This is a genomic window from Acidimicrobiia bacterium, from assembly GCA_035651955.1.
Lineage (GTDB): Bacteria > Actinomycetota > Acidimicrobiia > IMCC26256 > JAMXLJ01 > JAMXLJ01.
Map to the genome: position 1 here is coordinate 1 of DASRES010000032.1, position 21,453 is coordinate 21,453.

At 72.3% G+C, this 21,453-nt stretch carries 20 protein-coding genes; 10 read left to right on the forward strand and 10 right to left on the reverse strand.

The window, feature by feature from the left end; all coding sequences use genetic code 11:
• Both VFC33_07635 and VFC33_07640 read left to right on the forward strand, forming a co-directional pair.
• A partial coding sequence (locus VFC33_07635; protein ID HZR13108.1) for a hypothetical protein occupies window positions 1–200 on the forward strand: 200 nt, incomplete at its 5' end.
• Window positions 175–516 (forward strand): STAS domain-containing protein, encoded by a 342-nt coding sequence (locus tag VFC33_07640; protein HZR13109.1) that lies wholly within the window; start codon window positions 175–177, stop codon window positions 514–516. The genes VFC33_07635 and VFC33_07640, both read left to right, overlap by 26 nt.
• Here the strand turns inward: VFC33_07640 and VFC33_07645 are convergent, their stop codons facing one another.
• From VFC33_07645 to VFC33_07660, 4 genes are read right to left on the reverse strand one after another with little or no spacing between them, the layout of a single operon-like run.
• The gene (locus VFC33_07645) at window positions 517–1,530 is read right to left on the reverse strand and encodes an alpha/beta hydrolase (GenBank protein ID HZR13110.1); all 1,014 of its coding nucleotides are present in this window, start codon (window positions 1,528–1,530) and stop codon (window positions 517–519) included.
• Window positions 1,530–2,462, reverse strand: coding sequence for an alpha/beta hydrolase (locus VFC33_07650; GenBank protein HZR13111.1), 933 nt, complete (start codon window positions 2,460–2,462; stop codon window positions 1,530–1,532). The genes VFC33_07645 and VFC33_07650 overlap by 1 nt, the downstream gene beginning before the upstream one ends.
• 3 nt (window positions 2,463–2,465) lie before the next feature.
• Entirely contained in the window at window positions 2,466–3,632 is a 1,167-nt protein-coding gene (locus VFC33_07655; GenBank protein ID HZR13112.1) for an amidohydrolase family protein, read from the reverse strand.
• A gap of 38 nt (window positions 3,633–3,670) precedes the next feature.
• Complete coding sequence (locus VFC33_07660; protein HZR13113.1) at window positions 3,671–5,191, reverse strand: CoA-acylating methylmalonate-semialdehyde dehydrogenase; 1,521 nt, start codon at window positions 5,189–5,191, stop codon at window positions 3,671–3,673.
• Between the two features lie 74 nt (window positions 5,192–5,265).
• On the opposite strand from VFC33_07660, the gene VFC33_07665 reads away from it, so the two are divergent.
• The 3 genes from VFC33_07665 (at window position 5,266) to VFC33_07675 (ending at window position 7,494) form a co-directional block, all read left to right on the forward strand.
• Window positions 5,266–6,123 (forward strand): alpha/beta hydrolase, encoded by an 858-nt coding sequence (locus VFC33_07665; protein ID HZR13114.1) that lies wholly within the window; start codon window positions 5,266–5,268, stop codon window positions 6,121–6,123.
• A gap of 75 nt (window positions 6,124–6,198) precedes the next feature.
• On the forward strand, window positions 6,199–7,113 hold the full coding sequence (locus VFC33_07670) for a type IV toxin-antitoxin system AbiEi family antitoxin domain-containing protein (protein HZR13115.1): 915 nt from the start codon (window positions 6,199–6,201) through the stop codon (window positions 7,111–7,113).
• 9 nt (window positions 7,114–7,122) lie between these two features.
• A complete protein-coding gene (locus tag VFC33_07675) occupies window positions 7,123–7,494 on the forward strand; it encodes a VOC family protein (protein HZR13116.1) in 372 nt (123 codons plus the stop codon).
• Between the two features lie 3 nt (window positions 7,495–7,497).
• On the opposite strand, the gene VFC33_07680 is transcribed toward VFC33_07675, so the two are convergent.
• Window positions 7,498–10,104, reverse strand: a complete 2,607-nt coding sequence (locus VFC33_07680; GenBank protein ID HZR13117.1) for a family 78 glycoside hydrolase catalytic domain — start codon at window positions 10,102–10,104, stop codon at window positions 7,498–7,500.
• Between the two features lie 63 nt (window positions 10,105–10,167).
• Complete coding sequence (locus VFC33_07685; protein HZR13118.1) at window positions 10,168–10,332, reverse strand: hypothetical protein; 165 nt, start codon at window positions 10,330–10,332, stop codon at window positions 10,168–10,170.
• 90 nt (window positions 10,333–10,422) lie between these two features.
• Here VFC33_07685 and VFC33_07690 point away from each other — a divergent pair, with 90 nt between their 5' ends.
• On the forward strand, window positions 10,423–13,236 hold the full coding sequence (locus VFC33_07690) for an aconitate hydratase (GenBank protein ID HZR13119.1): 2,814 nt from the start codon (window positions 10,423–10,425) through the stop codon (window positions 13,234–13,236).
• Here VFC33_07690 and VFC33_07695 read toward each other — a convergent pair.
• Window positions 13,233–14,675 carry a hypothetical protein gene (locus tag VFC33_07695; protein HZR13120.1) on the reverse strand — a complete coding sequence of 481 codons (1,443 nt, stop codon included), beginning with the start codon at window positions 14,673–14,675 and terminating at the stop codon, window positions 13,233–13,235. The genes VFC33_07690 and VFC33_07695 overlap by 4 nt on opposite strands.
• Window positions 14,676–14,727: 52 nt before the next feature.
• On the opposite strand from VFC33_07695, the gene VFC33_07700 reads away from it, so the two are divergent.
• Window positions 14,728–15,435 (forward strand): NUDIX hydrolase, encoded by a 708-nt coding sequence (locus VFC33_07700; GenBank protein ID HZR13121.1) that lies wholly within the window; start codon window positions 14,728–14,730, stop codon window positions 15,433–15,435.
• A gap of 30 nt (window positions 15,436–15,465) precedes the next feature.
• Window positions 15,466–17,193 carry a N,N-dimethylformamidase beta subunit family domain-containing protein gene (locus VFC33_07705; GenBank protein ID HZR13122.1) on the forward strand — a complete coding sequence of 576 codons (1,728 nt, stop codon included), beginning with the start codon at window positions 15,466–15,468 and terminating at the stop codon, window positions 17,191–17,193.
• Window positions 17,194–17,253: 60 nt separating this feature from the next.
• On the opposite strand, the gene VFC33_07710 is transcribed toward VFC33_07705, so the two are convergent.
• The gene (locus VFC33_07710) at window positions 17,254–18,327 is read right to left on the reverse strand and encodes a ResA-like WAxxUGC motif-containing protein (GenBank protein ID HZR13123.1); all 1,074 of its coding nucleotides are present in this window, start codon (window positions 18,325–18,327) and stop codon (window positions 17,254–17,256) included.
• 60 nt (window positions 18,328–18,387) lie between these two features.
• Between VFC33_07710 and VFC33_07715 the strand changes: the two genes are divergently transcribed.
• Together VFC33_07715 and VFC33_07720 are read left to right on the forward strand one after the other, a co-directional pair.
• Entirely contained in the window at window positions 18,388–18,936 is a 549-nt protein-coding gene (locus VFC33_07715) for a histidine phosphatase family protein (GenBank protein HZR13124.1), read from the forward strand.
• On the forward strand, window positions 18,933–19,430 hold the full coding sequence (locus VFC33_07720) for a PaaI family thioesterase (GenBank protein HZR13125.1): 498 nt from the start codon (window positions 18,933–18,935) through the stop codon (window positions 19,428–19,430). The genes VFC33_07715 and VFC33_07720 overlap by 4 nt, the downstream gene beginning before the upstream one ends.
• 6 nt (window positions 19,431–19,436) lie before the next feature.
• Here the strand turns inward: VFC33_07720 and VFC33_07725 are convergent, their stop codons facing one another.
• Both VFC33_07725 and VFC33_07730 read right to left on the reverse strand, forming a co-directional pair.
• Window positions 19,437–20,396: an aminoglycoside phosphotransferase family protein gene (locus VFC33_07725; protein ID HZR13126.1), complete on the reverse strand. Its 960-nt coding sequence runs from the start codon at window positions 20,394–20,396 to the stop codon at window positions 19,437–19,439.
• Entirely contained in the window at window positions 20,288–21,436 is a 1,149-nt protein-coding gene (locus VFC33_07730; GenBank protein HZR13127.1) for an acyl-CoA dehydrogenase family protein, read from the reverse strand. Before VFC33_07730 ends, VFC33_07725 begins: the two co-directional genes overlap by 109 nt.
• Window positions 21,437–21,453: the final 17 nt, after the last annotated feature.

Here is a 21,453-nt window from a genome sequence, read left to right on the forward strand (position 1 = left end):
ACGAGGTCCTCGTCAGCGTGACCGACACGGGGACGTGGAAGGAGCACAGCACGCGGTCCGTCGGCGGTCGCGGGATGGACCTGATGCGCAAGCTCGTGCCGTCCGTCCAGGTCAACCGGCACCCGGTGGGCACGACGGTCGTCTTCCGCTACCCGCGCGAACCGGAGCACCTGGATGAGCTTGCCGCTGCACGAGCTTGAGCTCGACGTGCGCGACGGCGCGCTCGTCGCCACCGTCGTCGGCGAGATCGACCTGACGAACGTCGCCGCGATCGAGGGGCGGATCCTCGAGGTCGCACGGCGCGAGCGCGTGCGCGTCGTCGTCCTCGACATGTCGCGCGTCGAGTACCTCGACAGCGCGGCGTTCGCCGCCATTCAGCGCATCGCCGCGGTCGTCCCGGTCAAGCTGGCCGTCGCACGGACGGCGACGGTGTACCGCGCGGTGATCGTCGCGGGCCTCGACCGGATGGCACCGACGTTCGAGACGGTCGCCGCGGCGCTGCGCTCGAACGGCTGATCAGATCGCGAAGACGTCGGTCGCGTCGGGGAGTCGTGCTGCCGAGTGGTCGATCCGGACGGGCGCCCCGGGGCCGTCGCCGACCGGACCGGGCGGGCGCGGTCCCGTCCGCTCGAACGCCCGCACGACGACGTCGACGAACGCGTCGGGCCGGTCGTTCTGCAGGTAGTGGTTCGCGTCGGGAACGAGCCACAGCTCGTTCGAGCCCGGCTTCGCGCGCACGTAGTGCTCCCACACGTGGGTCGCGACGCGCGGCGGCGAGACGGTGTCGCACATGCCCCAGACGACGGTCGTGGGCACGTCGCTGGTCGCGAGCGACCGCAGCCAGGTCACCTCGTGCTCGGCGCGTTCGCGCAGGTACTGGATCGTGTCGTGCAGCACGGCCGTCCCGTCCGCGAACGCGAACGTCGTCGCGAGCGCGGCGACCGTCGGGTCGTCGGGCCCGCGCGGCGGCGTGAACGTGGAGGCTCCCATGCCCTGCGCGAGCGCGTCGGCGGTCACGAGGTCGCGCACCGCCTCCCACCCCGCGGGGTCGAGCACGCGCTTCTGGAACTCGGTGAGGTTGGCGAGGGGCAGGAAGATGTTCCCGTTGGCGAGGACGAGGTGGTCGAGCGCGAGGCCGTCGACCTCGCCGCGCGCGATGCGCTCGTGCAGGAGCAGCGCGACGCTGTCGCCCCGGTCGTGCGCGACGACGCGGCAGCGGCTCGCGCCGAGCACGTCGACGACGTAGTGGTGGAGCAGCTGCGCGTCGAGCGAGATGCTGTACGGCCAGTCGGGGGGCTTGTCCGAGAAGCCGTACCCCGGGAAGTCGAGGCACGCGACGCGGTACCGCTCGGCCAGCACGTCCACGACGTCGCACCAGTCGATGCTGCTCGTCGGGAACCCGTGCACGAGGAGCACGAGCGGCGCGTCACGCGGACCGCACTCGGCGTGGAAGACGCGCACGTCGCGCCCGCCCGCGCTCCACGTCGCGTGGCTCCCACGGTCGAGCCACGCGCGGGCGCGGTCGTCCATCACGCGGCGAGCTGCAGCGTGAGCCACTCCGTCACGAGCGCGTCCCAGCGCCGGGCGAGCGCGGATCCGAGGAACATCTGCACACCGTGCGGCGCGCCTGGGAGCACGTGCAGCTCGGCCGGCACACCGGCCTGGTTCAGGCGCAGCGCGTACAGCACGTCCTCGTCCCGGAAGCCGTCGGCGCCCCCCGCGATCACGAGCGCAGGCGGCAGGCCGCTGAGGTCGTCGGCGCGCGCCGGCGCGGCGTACGCGGGGACGTCACCGCCGTAGCGGTCGCCGAGGTACGCGCGCCACCCGAACGTGTTCGACTCCCGGCTCCAGACCGGCAGGCCGTCCAGACGGCTCGACGACGTGGTCTGGCGGTCGTCGAGCATCGGGCACTCGAGGAGCTGGAACGCGAGCGGGACCTCGCCGCGGTCGCGCGCCAGCAGCGCGAGCGCGGCCGCGAGCCCGCCGCCCGCGCTCACACCTGCGATGCCGATCCGGTCGCGGTCGATGCCGAGCTCGTCGGCGTGCTCGTACGTCCAGCGCAGCCCCGCGTAGCAGTCGTCGAGCGGGCCGGGATACGGCGTCTCGGGCGCGAGCCGGTACTCGACCGACACACCCACGCAGCCGAGCTCCGGGCACCAGCGCGCGAAGCGCGCGTCGTCCATGTCGACCGATCCCATGACGTAACCGCCGCCGTGGATCGAGTACACGCAGGGGAGGGGACCGTCCTGGGTCTGCGCCCGGTGCACGCGCACGAAGACGTTCGGGTCGTCGCCGACGACGTGGTCGGTACGGGCGACGTCGTCGGTGAGCGCCGCGTTCAGGTCTGCGAACACTGCGAGCCGCGCGGTGCGGAGCTCGGTCAGGACCTCGGGTGTGAGCGTCGAGATCGGGACGAGCTCGAGCAGCGGTTCGATCTCGGGGTCGACGATGACGGCGTCCATGCGTCAGAGACGGTAGAGCGACGCCGCGTTCTCCCCGAGGATCTTGCGCTGCACGCTCGGCGAGAGCGCGCGCATGTTGCCCTCGGCCGTCTTCAGGGGATCCGGGTACAGGCACGTCGGGTGCGGGAAGTCGGTCTCGAACATGATGTTGTCCTCGCCGACCGCGGCGACGATCTGCGCGAGGTCCGTGTGCTCGAACCAGGTCGTCGCGTAGATCTGACGCTTGAAGTAGTCCGACGGGCTCATCGACAGCGACGCGCGCAGGCCGGGCGCGTTCTCCGCCATCTCGTAGTCGAGCGCCTCGAGGATGAACGGGATCCATCCCGCGCCGCTCTCGACGGACACGATCTTGAGCTCCGGGTACCGCTCGAGCATCCCCGAGCAGATGATGTTGACGACGACGCGCGCGTTGCCGATGAACAGCAGCGTCCCGCCGATCGCGAGCTTGGTGTCGTCGTCGTGCGAGTCCCACGGGTACGTGCCGAAGTAGTTCATCGTCGTGAGGCTCGCACCGATGTGGAAGTGCACGGGCATGTGCAGCGACGCGCACGCCTCCCACAGCGGGTCCCACGCGCGATTGGCGAGGTCGGGCGCGCCGAGGTCCTGCGGGTCGGACGTGAGGTTGACGCCGCGAAGTCCGAGGCCCGCCGCGCGTTCCACCTCACGCACCGACGCGTCGACGTCCCACCCGGGCAGCAACGCCATCGGCAGCAGCCGGTTCCCCGACTCGTCCTGGAGCTGCGCGCTCGCGTCGTTGAAGATCTCGAGGCAGACGGTCCGCAGCTCGACGTCCTCCACGACGTCGGCGAGTCCCTGGCCACCGAGCCCGACCACGCCTGGGAACACGATCTGGGCCCAGATGCCGATCTCGTCGAGCAGCTCGACGCGCGCACGCGGGTCGTACGCGGCGACGTGGGCCTGCTCGATCTCCCACTCGTAGAGGCCCTCGAACGACCGGCCCTTGTGGCCCTCCCGGTCGATGACGCCCCCCGCGCCGGCCCGGCCGAGCACCGCGCCGTCGACGACCCACGTCGCCGCGCCGTCGACCTTCGTCACGTGCGGCACGCGGTCGCGCCACTTGCTCGGCGCGCGGCTGGTCCACAGGTCGTGCGCCTCCGTCATGTGGGTGTCCGCGTCGATCACCTTCACCTGGTCGAGCGGGAGTGCCATGTCCGTCCCTTCGTCGCTCTCCGTCTGTCCACGTGTCTCTACGTGTTGCGCGGGAACCCGAGATCGACCCCGCCGTGACTCGGGTCGAGCCAGCGGCTCGTGACGACCTTCGTGCGGGTGAAGAACCGCACGCCGTCCGCCCCGTGCGCGTGCAGGTCCCCGAACAGCGACGACTTCCAGCCGCCGAACGAGAAGTACGCCATCGGCACCGGGATGGGGACGTTGACGCCGACCATCCCGACCTCGACCTCGTCCTCGAAGCGACGGGCTGCACCGCCGTCGTTCGTGAAGATCGCGGTGCCGTTGCCGTAGGGATTGGCGTTGACGAGCGCGAGCGCCTCGTCGTACGTCGCCACCCGCACGACCGACAGCACCGGCCCGAAGATCTCGTCGGTGTAGAGCGTCATGTCGGGCGAGACGTTGTCGAACAGCGTCGGCCCGAGCCAGAAGCCGGCCGTCTCGCCCTCCACCGGGTGCTCCCGCCCGTCGACGACGAGCTTCGCGCCCGCGTCGACGCCGGCATCGAGATACGACACGACCCGGTCGCGATGCGCGCCCGTGACGAGCGGCCCCATGTCCGCGGCTGGTGTCCGACCGTCGCCGACCGTGAGCCCGGTGATGCGATCCGCGATCTTCGCCACCAGCTCGTCGGCGACGGGCTCGACCGCGACGACGACCGAGATCGCCATGCACCGCTCGCCCGCGGAGCCGAACCCCGCGTTCACGGCGGAGTCGGCGGCGAGGTCGACGTCGGCGTCGGGCAGCACGACCATGTGGTTCTTCGCGCCCCCCAACGCCTGCACACGCTTCCCGGCGGCCGACGCCCTCTCGTAGACGTGACGCGCGATGGGCGTCGAGCCGACGAACGAGACGGCGCGCACGTCGGGATGCGTCAGCAGCGCGTCGACCGCGACCTTGTCGCCGTGCACGACGTTGAACACACCTGCGGGCAGGCCGGCCTCCGCCCACAGCTCGGCGATGCGGTTCGCGGCGGACGGGTCCTTCTCGCTCGGCTTCAGCACGACGGTGTTGCCGCACGCGACCGCGATCGGGAAGAACCAGCACGGCACCATCGCGGGGAAGTTGAACGGGCTGATGATCACGACGGGCCCGAGCGGCTGGCGGATCGAGTGGACGTCGACGCGTGTCGAGACGCTCTGCGAGAACTCGCCCTTCAGCAGGTGCGCGATGCCGCACGCGAACTCGACGACGTCGAGCCCACGCGCGACCTCGGCGCGGGCGTCGTCGAGCACCTTGCCGTGCTCGGACGTGATCGTGCGGGCGATGTCCTCGGTGTGCGCGTCGAGGAGGTCGCGGAAGCGGAACAGGATCCGGGTGCGCTCGCTGAGCGAGGTGCCGCGCCATGCGGTGAACGCACGGCGCGCCGCGTCGACCGCGGCATCGACGTCGCGCTCGCTCGCGAACGCGACGCGCTTGCTGACCGCTCCCGTGGCGGGATCGAAGACGTCGCCGACACGGCCGGGCTCGTCGTCCGCGGGCGTCCCGTCGATCCAGTGGGTGACGACGGGGAGCGACGCGAGCGACGGCGAGCGGGCCATCGCACGAGTCTCGCCGCCCGGCGGCCCGACGACAATCCCGTTACAGTCCCGCGCCCCGAGCAGGGGAGGCGCGCGTGGCGACGGTCGACGTCGACGGCACGGCGATCGCGTACGAGATCGTCGGTGAGGGCGGTCCACCATGGGTGATCACGCCCGGCGGCCGGTTCAGCAAGGACGTCCCCGGGATCCGCGAGCTCGCGGAGGCGATCGCCGCGCACGGGCAGCGCGTCGTGATCTGGGACCGGCCCAACACGGGCGCGTCCGAGGTGTGCTTCGAGGGTGACTCCGAGTCGGCCATGCAGGCCGACAAGCTCGCCGGTCTGCTGCGCACGCTCGCGATGGCGCCGGCCGTCGTCGTCGGCGGGTCGGGCGGTGCGCGGGTGTCGTTGCTGACGGCCACCCGTCACCCCGACGTCGTGTCGAAGCTCGCCATGCTGTGGATCTCCGGCGGCGTGTACGGCTTGATGCTCCTCGGGGTGCACTACTGCGGCGAGTCGATCCGGGTCGCGTGGCGCAACGGGATGGAGGCCGTCGTCGAGCTGCCCGAGTGGGCCGAGGTGCTCGAGCGCAACCCCGCGAATCGTGCGCGGTTCCTCGCGCTCGACCCGCGCGCGTTCATCGAGACGCTCGAGCGATGGATGCTGGTGTACTGCCCGCAGGCCGGCGCGACGGTGCCCGGTGTCGGCGACGACGAGCTCGCGCGTCTCGACGTGCCGACGCTCGTGTTCCGCAGCGGCGCGCGCGACCCACACCACACGCGCGCGACGTCCGAGCGCCTCGCCGCGCTGATCCCGGGCGCGCAGCTCGTCGAGCCGCCGTGGGGCGACGACGAGTGGAACGAGCGCGGCGACGCGGCGCGCGACGGACGGGGCGCGCTCTTCGAGCGCTGGCCGTTGCTCGCCCCGCAACTCCTCGACTTCGCGCGTCGCTGACACACCCCGCGGGTACGGTCGTCCGACGCTTCCCCCTGCATTCACATTGCGGTGAATCCCGCCAGGGGGCATTGGATGTCATCGGAATCGGCACTCGGCCGGTTGTCGGAGCTCAGCGCGGCGTCGCTCGGTGTGTTCCGGGGGCGTGACGCCGTCTCGTTGGGCGTCGACCGAAAGCGGCTCCGCCGTCTGGTCGACGCCGGCGTCGTCGTGCGTGACCTCCCCGACACGTATCGGATGGTCGCCGCGCCACGTTCGTCGTTGCAGCGCCTGACCGCCGCGCTGTTGTGGGCGGGCGGCGACGCGATGGCAGCAGGCCGGTCGGCGGGCGAGGTGTACGAGCTCGAAGGCGTGCGTGCCGGGAGACCGGAGATCGCCGTGCCGAGTGTCCGAGGGTGCCGTCGCGCCGACGTTGTCGTGACGCGCTTCGGCGAGCGCGCCGCGTTGATGCCGCGACGGGTGCGCGGTGTGCGGGTGACCGGCGTCGAGCCGACCGTGGTCGCGCTGGCCGGGCTCCTCGACGAAGAGGCATTCGAGATCGCGTGCGAGGACGCGCGGCGCCGACGGCTCACGTCCCTGTCCGCGCTCGACGCGTACGTCGACCGGTTCGGCGGTGCCGGACGGCCCGGGACGGGCGCGCTGCGGCGCCTGCTGCGGGAGCTCGATCCCGTCCACCCGGCGCGCTCGACGCTCGAGGTCAAGACCCGCCGCTTGCTCGTCGCGCACGGCCTGACGGATTTCGTCCGCGAGCTGCCGCTCACGTGGAACGGCCGCACGTACCGGTACGACTTCGCGTTCCCGCACCAGCGGGTGATCCTCGAGACGAACGGCCGACGGTGGCACGACGACCCCCGCGACTACGAGCGGGACAACGAGCGGTGGAGTGTCCCCGGGCGTCACGGCTTCCGGCTCGTGCTCGCGACGTGGTCGAAGGTGACGGAGCAGCCGGCCGCGCTGCTCCGCGAGCTGACCGCGACGATGGCGGCGTAGCGTGTCGCGATGGGGAGTGTGCTGCGAGAGGTCATCGTCGACTGCCGGGATCCCAAGGCGCTCGCGCGCTTCTGGAGCGAGGTCCTCGACTGGCCGCTGGTCGAGGACGAGCGCGGGTACTGCTGGCTCTCGTCCACCGGCGAGCCGACCGCGCCGGCGCCGCTCCTCGTGTTCGTGCCGGTCCCGGAGCCGAAGACCACGAAGAACCGCGTCCACATCGACGTGAACCCGTCGGGCTGCGAGCCCGACGAGGAGCTCGAGCGGCTGCTCGCGCTCGGCGCGACGCTCGTCGACGTCGGCCAGGTCGACGTCCCGTGGTACGTGCTCGCCGACCCCGAGGGGAACGAGTTCTGCCTGCTGGCGCGACGCGTCGACCAGTGACCGTCAGCGCACCGTGAGGCGGTGCGTCCCCGCGCCGACCGCGTGACCCGCGACGATCGCGGTCGCCCCGGGCGGCACGGTGAGCCGCAGCCGCGTCCCGCCGCGCGCGTCGCGCTGCCACGACACGACGATGTCGCCGTGTGGTGTCGGCACGCGGCCGCGCGCCCACGCGAGCCCGGCCGAGGGCGGCGCGACGGAGAACGTCCCGTAGCCACCGTCGGTTGCGCGCACGCCGAGCAGCGCGCGCTGGATCTCCACGAGCACGTTCGCGCCCCAACCGTGCGACATCGAGTCGCCGATGATGTCGGACGGCTCCCACACCTCCCACGTGAACGTGCCGCCCCGGGCGAGGATGTTCGCCCAGCCGTCGGCGTTCCGGTCCGTGAGGACGTGGACGAGCGCGGCGTCCTGCCCGGTGAGCGCGAGCGCGTCGAGCACCTCGCCCGCCGTGCGCGGCGGCGCGGTGAGCCCGAGTGACGCGACGTAGGCGCCGACCGCGCCACGGCGGGCGTCCGGCACGACGCCGTACACCAGCGCGCACGCGCTCGTGTCCTGCGACGTCTGCGCGACCTGTGAGCCGTCCGCGTTCAGGCCGTCCACGTAGATGCCGTCGGGACGCGTGAGGCGCGCGTTGATCGCGTGCACGAGCGCGGCACGGCGCGCGCGCTGCGCGTCGAGCTCGGGCGCGGGTCGGTGCAGGACGGCAGCGACCTCGGCAACGCGCGCGAACACGTTCGCGCCGAGCACGTTGAGCCGCGTGACGACCGGGAACGAGTAGTACACGCTCGTCGACGGCAGGTTCGTCACGAGACCCGTGGACGGGTCGATCGAGTCCGCGACGTAGCGCGCGACGCCGACGAGCGCGGGGTAGACGTGGGCGAGCAGGGTGCGATCGCCCGTGTCGAGCCAGTACTGCCAGACCCACTCCGGGTAGATCTCGGTGAACTCGTTGATGTCGAGGCCGCCCAGACCCGTCGGGTAGATCTTGTTGACGGCCCCGTTCGACCAGTAGCGCACCTGCGACTGCGCGAACTCGAGCAGCGACTTGCGGGTCAGGTCCTGCTCGCCGAAGGCGGCCATCGCGGTCTGCGACTCGTTGAAGCCGTCCCACAGCCACGGGCCCTTCTCGCGCGTCGGGGTGTCGATGAACTGCTCCTGCGCGGTGAACAGCGCGGAGTGGCGCCCGAGCTCGAACACGGCGTCGACGGTCGGGCTCGACGACGCGAACGCCGCGGCGTGCTCGTCGGGCACCGCGGTGTGCCGCGTCAGCGCGACGACGTCGTCGCGCGCCAGCGGCTCGCCCGGGTCGTCGATCTGGAGGTACCGGAAGCCGAGGTAGTCGAACGGATGGAACTGCTCGACGCTGCCGCGCTCGACGCCGCCGCGCTCGATGTACGAGTAGCTCATGTCCGTGTGCTGGGTGCCGTGCTGCGTGGACACGGAGCCGTCCGGGTCCAGGAGGTAGCCCGCGTGCATCGTCACGAGCCGTCCGCCGACCCCGTGACGGAACGTGACGGTCGGGACCGCCGCATACACCTTCCCGAAGTCGGCGACGACCGCGCCCGACGGCAGGGTCCTCACCGAGACCGCGCGCACGGGCTCCTCGACGATGCGCGTCAGGACGGGAACGAGGTGCGTCCACGGCGCGACCCCGGCCGGGCCGATCACGGTCGCCGGTGCCCACCGGCTGTCGTCGAAACCGGGCTGGTCCCACCCGACGGGCTCGGCGCGACCGTCGATGTTCTCGGTGTAGTCGACGATGTCGCCCTCGAGGTCGCGTTGCCGGCCCGGGAGCCACGCGCCCTTCGCGACGCGCCACGACCCGTCCGTGGTGATCGTCTCCGTCGTGCCGTCGCGGTGCAGGACGGTGAGCTGCATGATCGTGCCGGGCGCGCCCGCGGGATGGCCCTTCGTCGCGCCGTCCCACTCCGACAGGATTCCGACGGCGTTGCGGGCGCCCGCGCGCACGAGCGACGTCACGTCGAGCGTCTCGGAGTACTGCGAGTCGGGATAGCTGTACGCCTCACCCTTGCCGGCGCGGGCACCGTTCAGCCACAGCTCGTACTGCTGGTCCACCGACACGTACGCGCGCGCCCGCACGATCGGCGACCTCGTGAGCGTGAACTCCTTGCGCGCGTACGTGTACTGAGGCACGTCCGACGTGACGCGACGGATCCACGACGCGCGCCAGTCCCGGTCGCGCAGGCCCGTCTCGAACGTCGCGGTCGTCGAGTCGCGGCTCGGACGTCCGGTCGCGTCCCACGTCCGAACCGACCAGGTGTAGGGTGTCGCCGAGACGAGCGCCGGCCCGCCGTAGGGCACCGACGTCTGCTCGTCGGACGCGACCCGCCCGCTGTCCCACACGACGGTCCGCGCGTGCGACACGACGATCCGGTACGCGGTCTGGCGCGCGTCCGCGGAGTCGTCACCGAGGCGCCACGAGAAGCGCACGTCCGCCGGGTCGATGCCGATCGGCGTCCGCAGGCCGTCGACGGTCAGGGCGACGGGTGCACGGGGACGGTCGAGGTCCGCCGCTGCCGTCGAGCACGCGCCCGCACCGACGACGGCGAGCGCGATGCACACCGCGATCGCCGATCGCGTCCCCTGCACGGTCGGGACGGTACCCCGGCCGCGCGCAGCTCGCCCGCGAGCCGCGCCAGGACGGCGCGTTCGTCAGCCGGCACCGCGACGCAGGTGACGGTTGCGATCCCGCCGGCTCCCTCGGGCCGGGCCGTCCCGCGCGTCCGCGCACGGCCCGGCTTCGTCCGCACGGTGGATCGCGACCGCCGCGCCGACGAGGATCGCGGTGCCGAGCACGAGGACGGGAACGATCCACATGCCGGGGGAGCTACCCGCGCGCCCCGGTGCCCAATCGTTTCCAGCCCCCGGCGCGCGGGAACGCTCGTGGATTCGGGAGAAGGAGCACGCGTGGCACCACATCGGCGGCTGACGGTCGGCGAACGCGACTACGAGGTGTTCGCGCTCGACGCGCTCAGTGGCACCGACCTCGCGCGCCTGCCGTTCACCGTCAAGGTCCTGCTCGAGAACCTCGCCCGTCACGAGGACGGCGAGCGCGTGACCGAAGACGACGTCGCCGCGCTCGCGCGCTGGCAGCCGGACGTGCCTGACGAGCGCGAGCTCGCGTTCAGCCCCGCGCGCATCCTCATGCAGGACTTCACCGGCGTTCCCGCGGTCGTCGACCTCGCCGCGATGCGCGACGCCGCGGGCGCGCTCGGCGGGGACCCGGGCCGGATCGACCCGCAGGTGCCCGTCGATCTCGTCGTCGACCACTCGATCATCGCCGACGTGTACGGCGTCCCCGACGCGTTCCGCCGCAACGCGGAGCTGGAGTTCGAGCGCAACCGCGAGCGCTACGAGTTCCTGCGGTGGGGGAGCCAGGCGTTCCCGAGCCTGCGGGTCGTGCCCCCGAACACCGGCATCTGCCATCAGGTCAACCTCGAGTACCTCGCGCGCGTCGTGCAGGTCGACGGGAACGGCGTCGCGTATCCCGACACGCTCGTCGGCACCGACTCGCACACGCCGATGGTGAACGGCCTCGGCGTGCTCGGCTGGGGCGTGGGCGGCATCGAGGCCGAGGCCGCGATGCTCGGCGAGCCGCTCTCGATGCTCGTGCCGCGCGTCGTCGGGTTCCGCCTGTCGGGCGCGCTGCAGGAGGGCACGACGGCCACCGACCTGGTGCTCACCGTGGCCGAGCTCCTGCGTGAGCACGGCGTGGTCGGCAAGTTCGTCGAGTTCTTCGGGCCGGGTGTCGCGTCGGTCCCGCTCGAGAACCGGGCGACGATCGGCAACATGTCACCCGAGTACGGCTCGACGTGCTCGATCTTCCCGATCGACGAGGAGACGCTGCGCTACCTGCGCTTCAGCGGCCGTCCCGACGAGCTCGTCGCGCTGGTCGAGGCGTACGCGAAGGAGCAGGCGCTGTGGCACGACGAGTCGACCCCGGCGCCGCAGTACTCCGAGCTCGTGGAGCTCGACCTGGCCACGGTCGTGCCCAGCCTCGCCGGTCCGTCCCGACCACAGGACCGGGTCCCGCTCGACCGCGCGAAGCAGATGTTCGGCGCCGCGGTGACAGCGTCGATGCCGGCACCCGTCACCATCTCCGCGCCGCCGAGCGCGCGCTCGGCCCCCGACGGACCCGACGAGGCGTCGGCGGAGTCGTTCCCCGCCAGCGACCCGCCCGCCGCGATGGCCGGCACCGATCCGTCGGACCGTCAGCACGACGGCGTGCCCGAACCCGCGGCGCCCGACGCGTGGCGCGCCGCGCACGAGCCCGTCCCGGTGAAGCTGGCCGACGGCACCGAGCTGACGATCGACGACGGGCACGTCGTCATCGCCGCCATCACGAGCTGCACGAACACGTCGAACCCGTCGGTCATGGTCGCGGCGGGGCTGCTCGCCCGGAACGCGGTGGAGCGCGGCCTGCGGTCGCGTCCGTGGGTGAAGACGTCGCTCGCGCCGGGATCGCGCGTCGTCGTCGACTACTACGACCGCGCGGGGCTGACGCCGTACCTCGAGAAGCTCGGCTTCGACCTCGTCGGGTTCGGCTGCACGACGTGCATCGGCAACTCCGGCCCGTTGCTGCCCGAGATCTCCGCCGCGATCAACGACAACGACCTGTCGGTGTGCTCGGTGTTGTCGGGCAACCGCAACTTCGAGGGCCGGATCCATCCCGACTGCCGGATGAACTACCTCGCGTCACCGCCGCTCGTCGTCGCGTACGCGCTCGCGGGCACGATGGACTGGGACCCGTACCAGGAGCCGATCGGGCAGGACGCCGACGGCAACGACGTGTACCTGCGCGATCTCTGGCCGTCCTCCGCGGAGGTGAACGAGGTCGTGCGGGCCGCGGTGCGCTCGGAGATGTTCACGTCGGCGTACGACGACGTGTTCCGCGGTGACGAGCGGTGGCAGGGCATCCACGTGACGAGCTCGACGACCTACCCGTGGAACGCCGACTCGACGTACGTGCGTCAGCCGCCGTTCTTCGACGGCCTCACGCGCGAGCCCGCGCCGTTGACGGACGTGCGCGGCGCGCGCGTGCTCGCGGTGCTCGGTGACAGCGTCACGACGGACCACATCTCGCCCGCGGGCGTCATCCGTCCGGACGGTCCGGCCGGACGCTGGCTGACGGAGCACGGCGTCGAGCGCGCCGACTTCAACTCGTACGGATCGCGCCGCGGCAACCACGAGGTGATGATGCGCGGGACGTTCGCGAACGTGCGCCTGCGCAACAAGATGGTGCCGGGCGTCGAGGGCGGCGTCACGCGACATCTTCCCGACGACGAGCAGATGTCGATCTTCGACGCCGCGATGCGCTACCGCGAGGACGGTGTGCCCCTCGTCGTGCTCGCGGGCAAGGAGTACGGGTCCGGCTCCTCGCGCGACTGGGCCGCGAAGGGAACCGCGCTGCTCGGCGTGCGGGCGGTGATCGCGGAGAGCTTCGAGCGCATCCACCGCTCGAACCTCGTCGACCTCGGCGTGCTGCCGTTGCAGTTCCCCGAGGGCGAATCGGTGGAGAGCCTCGGGCTCACGGGCGAGGAGACGTTCGACGTCGAGGGGCTCGCCGGTCTCGAACCCGGTGCACCGTTCCCACGCCGGCTGCACGTGCGCGCCGGCGACCGCGAGTTCGACGCCGTCGTGCGGATCGACACCGCGGCCGAGGCGGCGTACTACCGGAACGGCGGCATCCTGCCGTACGTGCTGCGCCGTCTCGCGGGTTAGGCCGCCACCGGGACGTCGCGCTCGCCCCGCGACAGGACATGCACTGCGCCGAGCACGACGACGAGCCCGCCGACGGTCGCGAGCACCGCGAACGACGGCTCGGCCGCGGCGCGGAACCGCGTGCTCCCGAACGTCGACGCGGTCACGACGAGCCAGGCGCCGACGGCGACCAGGGCCGGCGCGAGCCGCACGGGTTCGAGCGCGCCGCGCGCGATCGCGCCGGCGCGCGATCGATGCGCCAGCACGGACCACGTGCCGACGAGGGCCAAGGGGAGGATGACGAGCGCGAACAGCCACCGGCCCGGCGTGTCCCACCACGGGATGCGACCCTCGAACTGCTCGCTGGACCGCTGCGCGGACGACGTCGACAGGCCGAGCCCGCGGGCGAGCCGGTGGGGCACCGCGAAGGCGGCCCGCAACGGGTGGGCGCGGATGCGCGCGAGTGCCTCACCGAGCTGCGCGCTCGAGACCTCGGCCTGCCGCGCGGGCGAGAGCTCGGGACCGAGCGTGAACGCGTGTGCGTCGGTGTAGCGCTGAACCTCGTCGGTCTGCGCGCGTGTCGACGCGCGGATCCGGTGGCGGGCCAGCGCCTCGCACTGCGAGTCCCAGTAGCCGTCGCCGCTGCCACCCCACGCGAGCGGGCAGTTCGCCCCCAGCGCGAGGCTCCCGCCGTTCGTGCTCATGACGACCAGACGGCCCGCCTGGACCGACGCGAACGCCGACCAACCCGCCACCGCGGCGACACCGATCGCGAGCGCGATCGCGCCGGGGACGAGCGCGGGCCGACCGCTCCTGACGCGCGCGGCGAACACCGCAGCGACGACGATCGCGCCGAGCACGACGATGCCCTCCGAGCGGGTGAGCGCGCCGACGGCGACGACGGCCCCCAGCGTGACGCCCGCAACCCGCGATCCACTCGTCACGAGATGGTCCGCCGCGAGGAGCGCGCCCGCGACGACGGGCACGTACAGCGACTCGGACATCAACGTCGCGGTCGTGCCGATCACCAACGGGTTGAGCGCGATCAGCAAGCCCGCGACGGCGGTGAGCACGAGCCGCACACCCGGCGTCGCGCGCGACGAGACCCGCCACACGAGCGCGGCCGTGAGCGACGCCGCGATCGCACCGAGCACCGCGCACGTCCAGAGTTGCGCGTGGAGCGTCGACATCCAGAACAGCACCCGTTCGCCGATGCCGAGCACCGCCGGGAACGCGGGTGGGAACCGGAACGACACCACGCGACCGCCGCCGAGCGCGGGCACCGTTCCGAGGTGGCCGGTCGCGAACGAGTGACCGACGGTGCTGTACCAGGTCCCGTCGACGCCGGAGAAGAGGATCGGCCGGTGGTCCGTGAAGTAGGCGACGCGTGCCAGCAGGCCGATCAGCCCCACGCCGGCGACGACCGCCGTCGACGCCGTTGCCTTCGCGCTGGCGCGCACCGGCGCCGGTGTAGCAGACCCCGGGCCACGGGGCATGGGGCATGATGGCCGGGTGGAGCGCCCGGACGAGGTCACACCCGGCGAGACACCCGCGGTCGCGCACCCCTCCGCGACGATCGTGCTGCTGCGCGACGCCGCGGGTGCGCTGGAGGTGCTCCTCGTCCGACGCAACGAGAAGCTCGACTTCCACGGCGGCGCGTGGGTCTTCCCGGGCGGCCGCATCGACGCCGCGGACCTCGACGGCGACGGTGTCGTCGACGGCGAGGCCGAGATGCGCGCCGCCCGCCGGGCGGCAGTCCGCGAGCTGGAGGAGGAGGCCGGGCTCACCGTGGCGCCCGAGATGCTCCGGCATGTCTCCACGTGGACGACGCCCGACGTGATGCCCAAGCGGTTCCGCACGCTGTTCTTCGTCGCGCCGGGCGACGGTGCCGTACGCGTCGACGGCAGCGAGATCCACGACCACCGGTGGCTGGCGCCGTCGGATGCGCTCGCCGCGCACGCGGCCGGCGAGCTCGAGCTCCCGCCGCCGCAGTACGTCACGCTGTTCTCGCTACAGCAGTACCCGTCCGTGCAGCACGCGCTCGACGCGCTGCGCGACGCCGTTCCGTCGTCGTTCTCGCCGCGGTTCGTGTCGACACCCGAAGGCGCGGTGTGCCTGTACGACGACGACGCGGGGTACGAGACGCGGTCGCTCGACGTCGCCGGGCCGCGCCATCGCCTCTGGTTGACGGGCCGCGAATGGCGCTACGAACGGTCCTGACGCCGGTACGCTCGCCGCACTGTCATGTCCATGAGTCCCTCCGGGCCGCCGTCCGGGCCGTCCGGCCACGGCGGCCCGCCGTCCTCACGCGCAGACCGCAGGGCGCGCCGTGCACGCGCGCGGCGACGGACGCGCTGGATCACCGCCAGCGCGTCGGTCGCCGTGGTCGCCGCGGCGGCGTCGCTCGCGACGTTCGGACTGCTGTGGCGCGCGCACGACTCGTCGACCGGCGCGGCCGCGCGCAGTCGGCATCCCTCGGCGTCGACGACCACCGCGTCGACCGCGCCAGCCGATCCGCTGATCTCGCGCGACATCGTCCTCGAGAACCTGCGGCCCGGGACCGCGAACTGGCAGCTCACGGACAAGGGCAGCTCGGGTGACATCGAGGGCTACGCGAACACCGTCAGCGCGCAGCAGGGGGACACCGTCACCCTGTACGTCTCGACGCGCGCGCCGTCGTTCCACGTGGAGGCGTACCGCATCGGCTGGTACCAGGGCCTCGGTGGCCGCCTGGTGTGGACGTCCGGCGACGTCCAGGGCACGCAGCAGGCGAAGCCCGTCGTCACGTCGGGGATCAACCTGATCGAGGCGCGTTGGGCCCCGTCGCTTCAGGTGCACGTCGACGCGTCGTGGCCGCCCGGCGACTACCTCCTCAAGCTCGTCGCGTCGACCGGTCCGCAGCAGTGGGTGCCGCTGACCGTGCGCGACGACGCGAGCCACGCCGCGTTCATGGTGATGAACGCGGTCACCGACTGGCAGGCGTACAACACCTGGGGCGGCTGCTCGCTCTACGCGTGCCCGGGCGGCGACGTCAGCCGCGGCGTGCGCGTGTCGGGCAGCCGCGCCGACGAAGTGTCGTTCGACCGGCCGTACGCGCTCGGCTCCGGCGCAGGTGACTTCCCCGGGAACGAGATGCCGCTCGTGTGGCTGATGGAGTCGCAGGGCTTCGACGTCACGTACACGACGAGCGTCGACCTCGACCTGCATCCCGAGCGCGTGCTCCAGCACAAGGCGCTGCTCTCGCTCGGGCACGACGAGTACTGGTCGAAGCAGATGTTCGACGGCGCGCAGAACGCGCGCGACCACGGCGTCAACATCGCCTTCTTCGGCGCGAACGCGATCTACCGCCAGATCCGCCTCGTCGACTCGCCCCTCGGTCCCGCGCGCCGTCAGATCAACTACCGCTCGACGGCCGACCCGATCCGCCGCGTCGACCCCGAGCTCACGACCGTGAGCTGGCGCGAGTCCCCGGTGAACCGTCCGGAGCAGACGCTCATCGGTGAGCAGTACGAGTGCAACCCGGTGCGCGCCGACCTCGTCGTGTCGGACGCGTCGTCGTGGGTGTACGCGGGCACGGGGCTGAAGAACGGCGACCACGTCCCGATCACGGTCGGCACGGAGTACGACCGCTTCGACCCGAACGTGCCGGGGCCGCGCAACGTCGACATCCTCGCCCACTCACCGGTCGACTGCCACGGCCGTTCGAGCTACTCGGACGTGACGTACTACAGCGCGCCGAGCGGCGCGGGTGTGTTCGCGAGCGGGACGAACTGGTGGATCAGCAAGCTGAACCCGCCCGGCCCCGGGAACCCGCACGAGCCGATGATCATCGCGATGACGATGAACGTGCTGCGCGCGTTCGGGTTGGGTCCCGCCGGGATCGCGCATCCCTCAGTCGCGAACTGGCAGCAGCTCCCCGGCATCCACTCGTACGGCCGGAACGAGCCGACGACGTCGACCACCGCCGAGAGCAACTGACACTCGCGAACATGCGGCACTGAGTGTCGGATTCCGACACTCAGTGCCGCATCTCGCGGGTCACGGGACGACGGGCGGGTAGTAGTTCTCCGCGCCGAAGCGCTTGACGTCGTCGATCCAGCAGCTGTCGTACTTGTCGGTGCGCCCCTGGCGGACGGGGTCCTCGAAGTTCCACGCCTGCCGCTTGTAGGTCCAGTTGTGCGGCTGCAGATGGTGCGCCGCCTGCCAATGACGGATCGCACCGTCGTGGTCACCGGCACGGTGCAGGTGCTGTCCGAGCTCGAAGTGCGCGGCGGCCCGCGCGGTGTCGTCGGAGCGCGGCTGCGAGCGCGCGACCACCTCGTCGGGTGTCAGCGCGAACCGGCTGTCCCTCCCGTTCGCGACCCAGTCACGGAGCATCGCGAGATAGCCGTCCGGGTCGGTGCGGAACTTCTTGACCTCGCTGATCATCTCGGCGACGTCGGGTGGCAGCGTGCTGACGTCCATCGTCCGGAACCGCTCGGTCGCGGGATTGCGGCCGGGGAACGCCGGTTCCGCAGGCCGCACGATCATCCCCTCCTCGTCGATCCACACGCCGTTGGGCACGTTGACGACGCCGAAGCGCTCGTCGACGACGTGCCCGACGTCGAGCAACGACGGATGCGACGGGTTCGCCGCGTCGACGAAGGGCTTGGCGGCCTCGACACCACCGGTGTCGAGCGCGACCGTCACGATCTCGAGGCCCTTCGGGTGCAGCTCCTCACGCAGCGCCTGCCACCCGGGCAGGTCCATGCGGCACCCTCACCACGACGCCCACGCGACGAGCAGCACCTTCTGCCCGCGCAGGCTCGACAGCCGGAACGGGTTGCCGTCGAAGTCGGGCAGCTCGAGCTCGCGCGCGCGCGCGTCGGTGAGGACGCGCGCCGACGGGCCGCCGGACGGTCCGAGCGCCCACAGCCCGTGCTCCTCGTCCGCGACGAGCGGCATCCCGAGCCGCGGCGCGAGCGCGGCGACGTCGACGCGGCCGCCGTCCCGCCGGGCCGACGGTGGCAGGGGGACGCACACGTCGCCGCGGCACGCGCCGCGCTCCTCGATCGACCAGCCGGTTCCGCGTTCGAAGTCGGCGGGCGAGACGTCCAGGGACTCCAGCAGCATCTCCGGACACTACGTCGCAGGCGTCGGCGGTGGATTGGTCCCGGGTAGGTTGCTGCCCGTATGCCGCGCGTCGTCCTCGTCCGTCACGGCCACCCGGCGGCCGGCTACGGCGCCCACCACGATCCGGGCCTCGACGACGTCGGGCGGGCGCAGGCCGAGGCCGCGTCCGAGGCGCTCGCGTCGATCGGGCCGCAGCCGATCGTCGTGTCGCCGTTGCGGCGCACGCGCGAGACGGCGGCACCGCTCGCCGAGCGTTGGGCCGCGACACCGGTCGTGGACGAGCGCGTCGGCGAGGTGCGTTCCCCGAGCGACGCGCTGGACGAGCGGGTGCCGTGGCTCCGCGCGGTGCTGGCGTCGTCGTGGCCCGACCTCCCGGGCGACCTGCGCGCGTGGCGGGAGGACGTGCTCGCCGCGCTGCGCGAGCTGCGCGAGGACACCGTCGTCGTGACCCACTTCGTCGCGATCAACGTCGTCGTCGGCGCGGCGACGGCCGACCCGCGCGTGGTGTGCTCGACACCCGACTTCTGCTCGCGGACGATCGTCGAGGTCGAGCCGCACCACTTCCGCTTGCTCGAGTTGGGCGCCCAGGCGGCGACCGCGGTGCGATGAGCGACGACGACGGCGAGGTCGGCCGCGAAGAGCTGATCGAGTACCTGCGCGCGACGTTCGCGCTCACGCCCCTGCACAAGCTGCTCGGCATCCGCATGGTGACGACCGACGAGCCCGGCACCGTCGTCGTCGAGATGCCGGTCCGGCCGGAGGCGTTCAACGGGTCGGGCAACCTGCACGGCGGCGCGATCGCGACGCTCGTCGACGTCGCGGCCGGTTCCTGCGCCGCGCGCGCGAGCAACTTCGAGCCCGGGAAGAACACGCTCGTCACGGCGGACCTCCACGTGCGCTACCTCGGTCGGCCGAAGGGCGACGTCGTGCGGGCCGAAGCGCGCGTGATGCGGGCGGGACGTCAGCTCACCGTCGTCGAGGTGCGCGTGATGGACCCGCTCGACAACGTGATCGCGTTCGCGGACTTCTCCGCGATGGTCGTTCCTCGGCGTGAGCCGCTGCTCCCGTCGCACGCCGGGGACGTGCGCGAGCCGGATCTCTGATCGCGCTCAGCGCGGCGCGACCGCGCGCGCGACGTCGGCGAGCTCGGGCCGGTCGGCCGACTCGATCACGCACCGGGCGAAGAGCCACTGGCGGAGACGCTGCTCGTCGAGGTCGAGCAGGCCGGCCATCCGCGCGACGAGCCCATACGGGTCTGCGTACAGCCGCTCGTCGCAGTTCAGCAGGTGCTGCACGACGTCGTACGTCGGGTCGCCGACGTACGGCTTCGGGTCGATCGCGAGCCACCGCTCACGTTGCGCGGCGAGGACGTTGCCCGCGTGCAGGTCGGTGCACAGCAGCACCTCGCGGTCCGCGGAAGCGGGCAGGGCGCGGAACAGCTCCATGCCGTCTCTCGTGGTCGACGGGTCGAGGACGGAGCGCTTCCGCTCGAACGCGTCCGCCCACGCGTCGCACATCTCCTGCAGCGGCCGGAACCGGTGCCCGACGGCGGGGGCGCGCCAGAGTCGCGGCAGGAGCCCGGCGATCACGACGTCGTGCTCGGTCTCCGGCCGCTCGCGCAGCGGCGTCCCCGGGACGCACCGCTCGAGCAGCAGCGCGACCGTCTCCTCGTCGTCGACGACCGCGGCATCGAGCAGCCGGACCGTGCCGTCACCGTTCCAGACCCGCAGGCCGGCCGCCTCGTCGTCCGCCTCGTAGTGACGCCACGCGACCTTCAGGACCGCGTCCCCGTCGCGCGCCCGCACCGGCGCGACCCACGCGCTCGTCCCACCGGGCTCGTACGGGCGACCGATGTCGAGCGACCACCGCCGCGCGAGCCCGTCGACGACCGCGGGAAGACGCGCGACCCAGTCCTCGCGCCCGTACCGTTGCGCGCCGGCCGCGAGGTTCGGTGGGATCCTCAGACGCCGATGAGGTCGGCGACGCGCGCGCGGTGCGCCGCAGCAGTGCCGAACAGGAGGTCGCTGGAGCGGGCACGACGAACGTAGAGCTGCACGTCGTGCTCCCATGTGTAGCCGATGCCGCCGTGGATCTGGATCCCCTCCTTCGCGATCTTCGTGACCGCATCGCCCGCGGCGGCCTTCGCCATCGACGTCGCGAGCGCGCGCCGCTCGTCGTCCTCCGCGATCGTGAGCGCCGCGAAGTAGCCCGTCGCACGGGCGCGCTCGAGCAGGATGAGCATGTCGGCGAACTTGTGCTTCGTCGCCTGGAACGACCCGATCGGCACCCCGAACTGCTCCCGCTGCTTCGCGTACTCGAGCGTGACGTCGAACATCGTCTGGCACGTGCCGACGAGCTCGACCGCGAGCGCGGTCACGGCCTCCTCGACGACCCGCCGCAGCGCCGCCGTGAGGTCGGCGCCCGGCTCGGCGAGCACGCGATCGGGTTGGACGCGCACGTCGCGCAGCTCGACCGAGCCGACCGTCCGGCTGAGGTCGACAGACGGGAGGACGTTCACGGAGACGGCGTCGCGCGGCACGACGAACGCGCCCACGCCCGCGTCACCGGTCGTGCCCGGCACGCGTGCGACGACGACGAGCTCCGTCGCGACCGCGGGCTCGAACACGTAGTGCTTGGACCCGCTCAGGATGTACGCGCCGTCGGACGTGGGCTCGGCGACGACCGCGACGTCAGCGGGATCGAAGCTGCCGGTCGACTCGGCGAGCGCGAGCGTGCCGGTCACGTCGCCGGACGCGACCGCGCCGAGGAACCGCGAGCGCTGCGCGGCGTCGCCGAGCTCGCGGACGGCCGGCACGAACTGCGACGCCGTCGGGAGGTACGGACCCGGCCCGATGACCCGCCCGAGCTCCTCTGCGACGACGGCGAGCTCGACCGCGCCGAGCCCGAGGCCGCCGTCCGCCTCGGGCACGGTGAGCGCGGGCCAGCCGAGCTCGACCATGTGGGCCCACAGCTCCTCGGGCTCCGCGTCGCCGCCCGTCCAGCGCTTCTCGACGAGCGCGCGCACGAGCGAGATCGGGCACTCGCGCTCGAGCACCGCGTGCACGCCCTCGCGCAACTGCTCCTGCTCGGGAGAAAATTCGAGTTCCATGTTTATGGACGCGCTCG

What these genes read in the sequence shown, in the direction of transcription:
- VFC33_07640 (HZR13109.1), top strand. Translation starts at nt 175, where the DNA reads ATGAGCTTGCCGCTGCACGAGCTTGAGCTCGACGTGCGCGACGGCGCG.
- VFC33_07645 (HZR13110.1), bottom strand. Translation starts at nt 1,530, where the DNA reads ATGGACGACCGCGCCCGCGCGTGGCTCGACCGTGGGAGCCACGCGACG.
- VFC33_07650 (HZR13111.1), bottom strand. Translation starts at nt 2,462, where the DNA reads ATGGACGCCGTCATCGTCGACCCCGAGATCGAACCGCTGCTCGAGCTC.
- VFC33_07655 (HZR13112.1), bottom strand. Translation starts at nt 3,632, where the DNA reads ATGGCACTCCCGCTCGACCAGGTGAAGGTGATCGACGCGGACACCCAC.
- VFC33_07660 (HZR13113.1), bottom strand. Translation starts at nt 5,191, where the DNA reads ATGGCCCGCTCGCCGTCGCTCGCGTCGCTCCCCGTCGTCACCCACTGG.
- VFC33_07670 (HZR13115.1), top strand. Translation starts at nt 6,199, where the DNA reads ATGTCATCGGAATCGGCACTCGGCCGGTTGTCGGAGCTCAGCGCGGCG.
- VFC33_07675 (HZR13116.1), top strand. Translation starts at nt 7,123, where the DNA reads ATGGGGAGTGTGCTGCGAGAGGTCATCGTCGACTGCCGGGATCCCAAG.
- VFC33_07685 (HZR13118.1), bottom strand. Translation starts at nt 10,332, where the DNA reads ATGTGGATCGTTCCCGTCCTCGTGCTCGGCACCGCGATCCTCGTCGGC.
- VFC33_07705 (HZR13122.1), top strand. Translation starts at nt 15,466, where the DNA reads ATGAGTCCCTCCGGGCCGCCGTCCGGGCCGTCCGGCCACGGCGGCCCG.
- VFC33_07715 (HZR13124.1), top strand. Translation starts at nt 18,388, where the DNA reads ATGCCGCGCGTCGTCCTCGTCCGTCACGGCCACCCGGCGGCCGGCTAC.
- VFC33_07720 (HZR13125.1), top strand. Translation starts at nt 18,933, where the DNA reads ATGAGCGACGACGACGGCGAGGTCGGCCGCGAAGAGCTGATCGAGTAC.
- VFC33_07725 (HZR13126.1), bottom strand. Translation starts at nt 20,396, where the DNA reads ATGGGAGCACGACGTGCAGCTCTACGTTCGTCGTGCCCGCTCCAGCGA.
- VFC33_07730 (HZR13127.1), bottom strand. Translation starts at nt 21,436, where the DNA reads ATGGAACTCGAATTTTCTCCCGAGCAGGAGCAGTTGCGCGAGGGCGTG.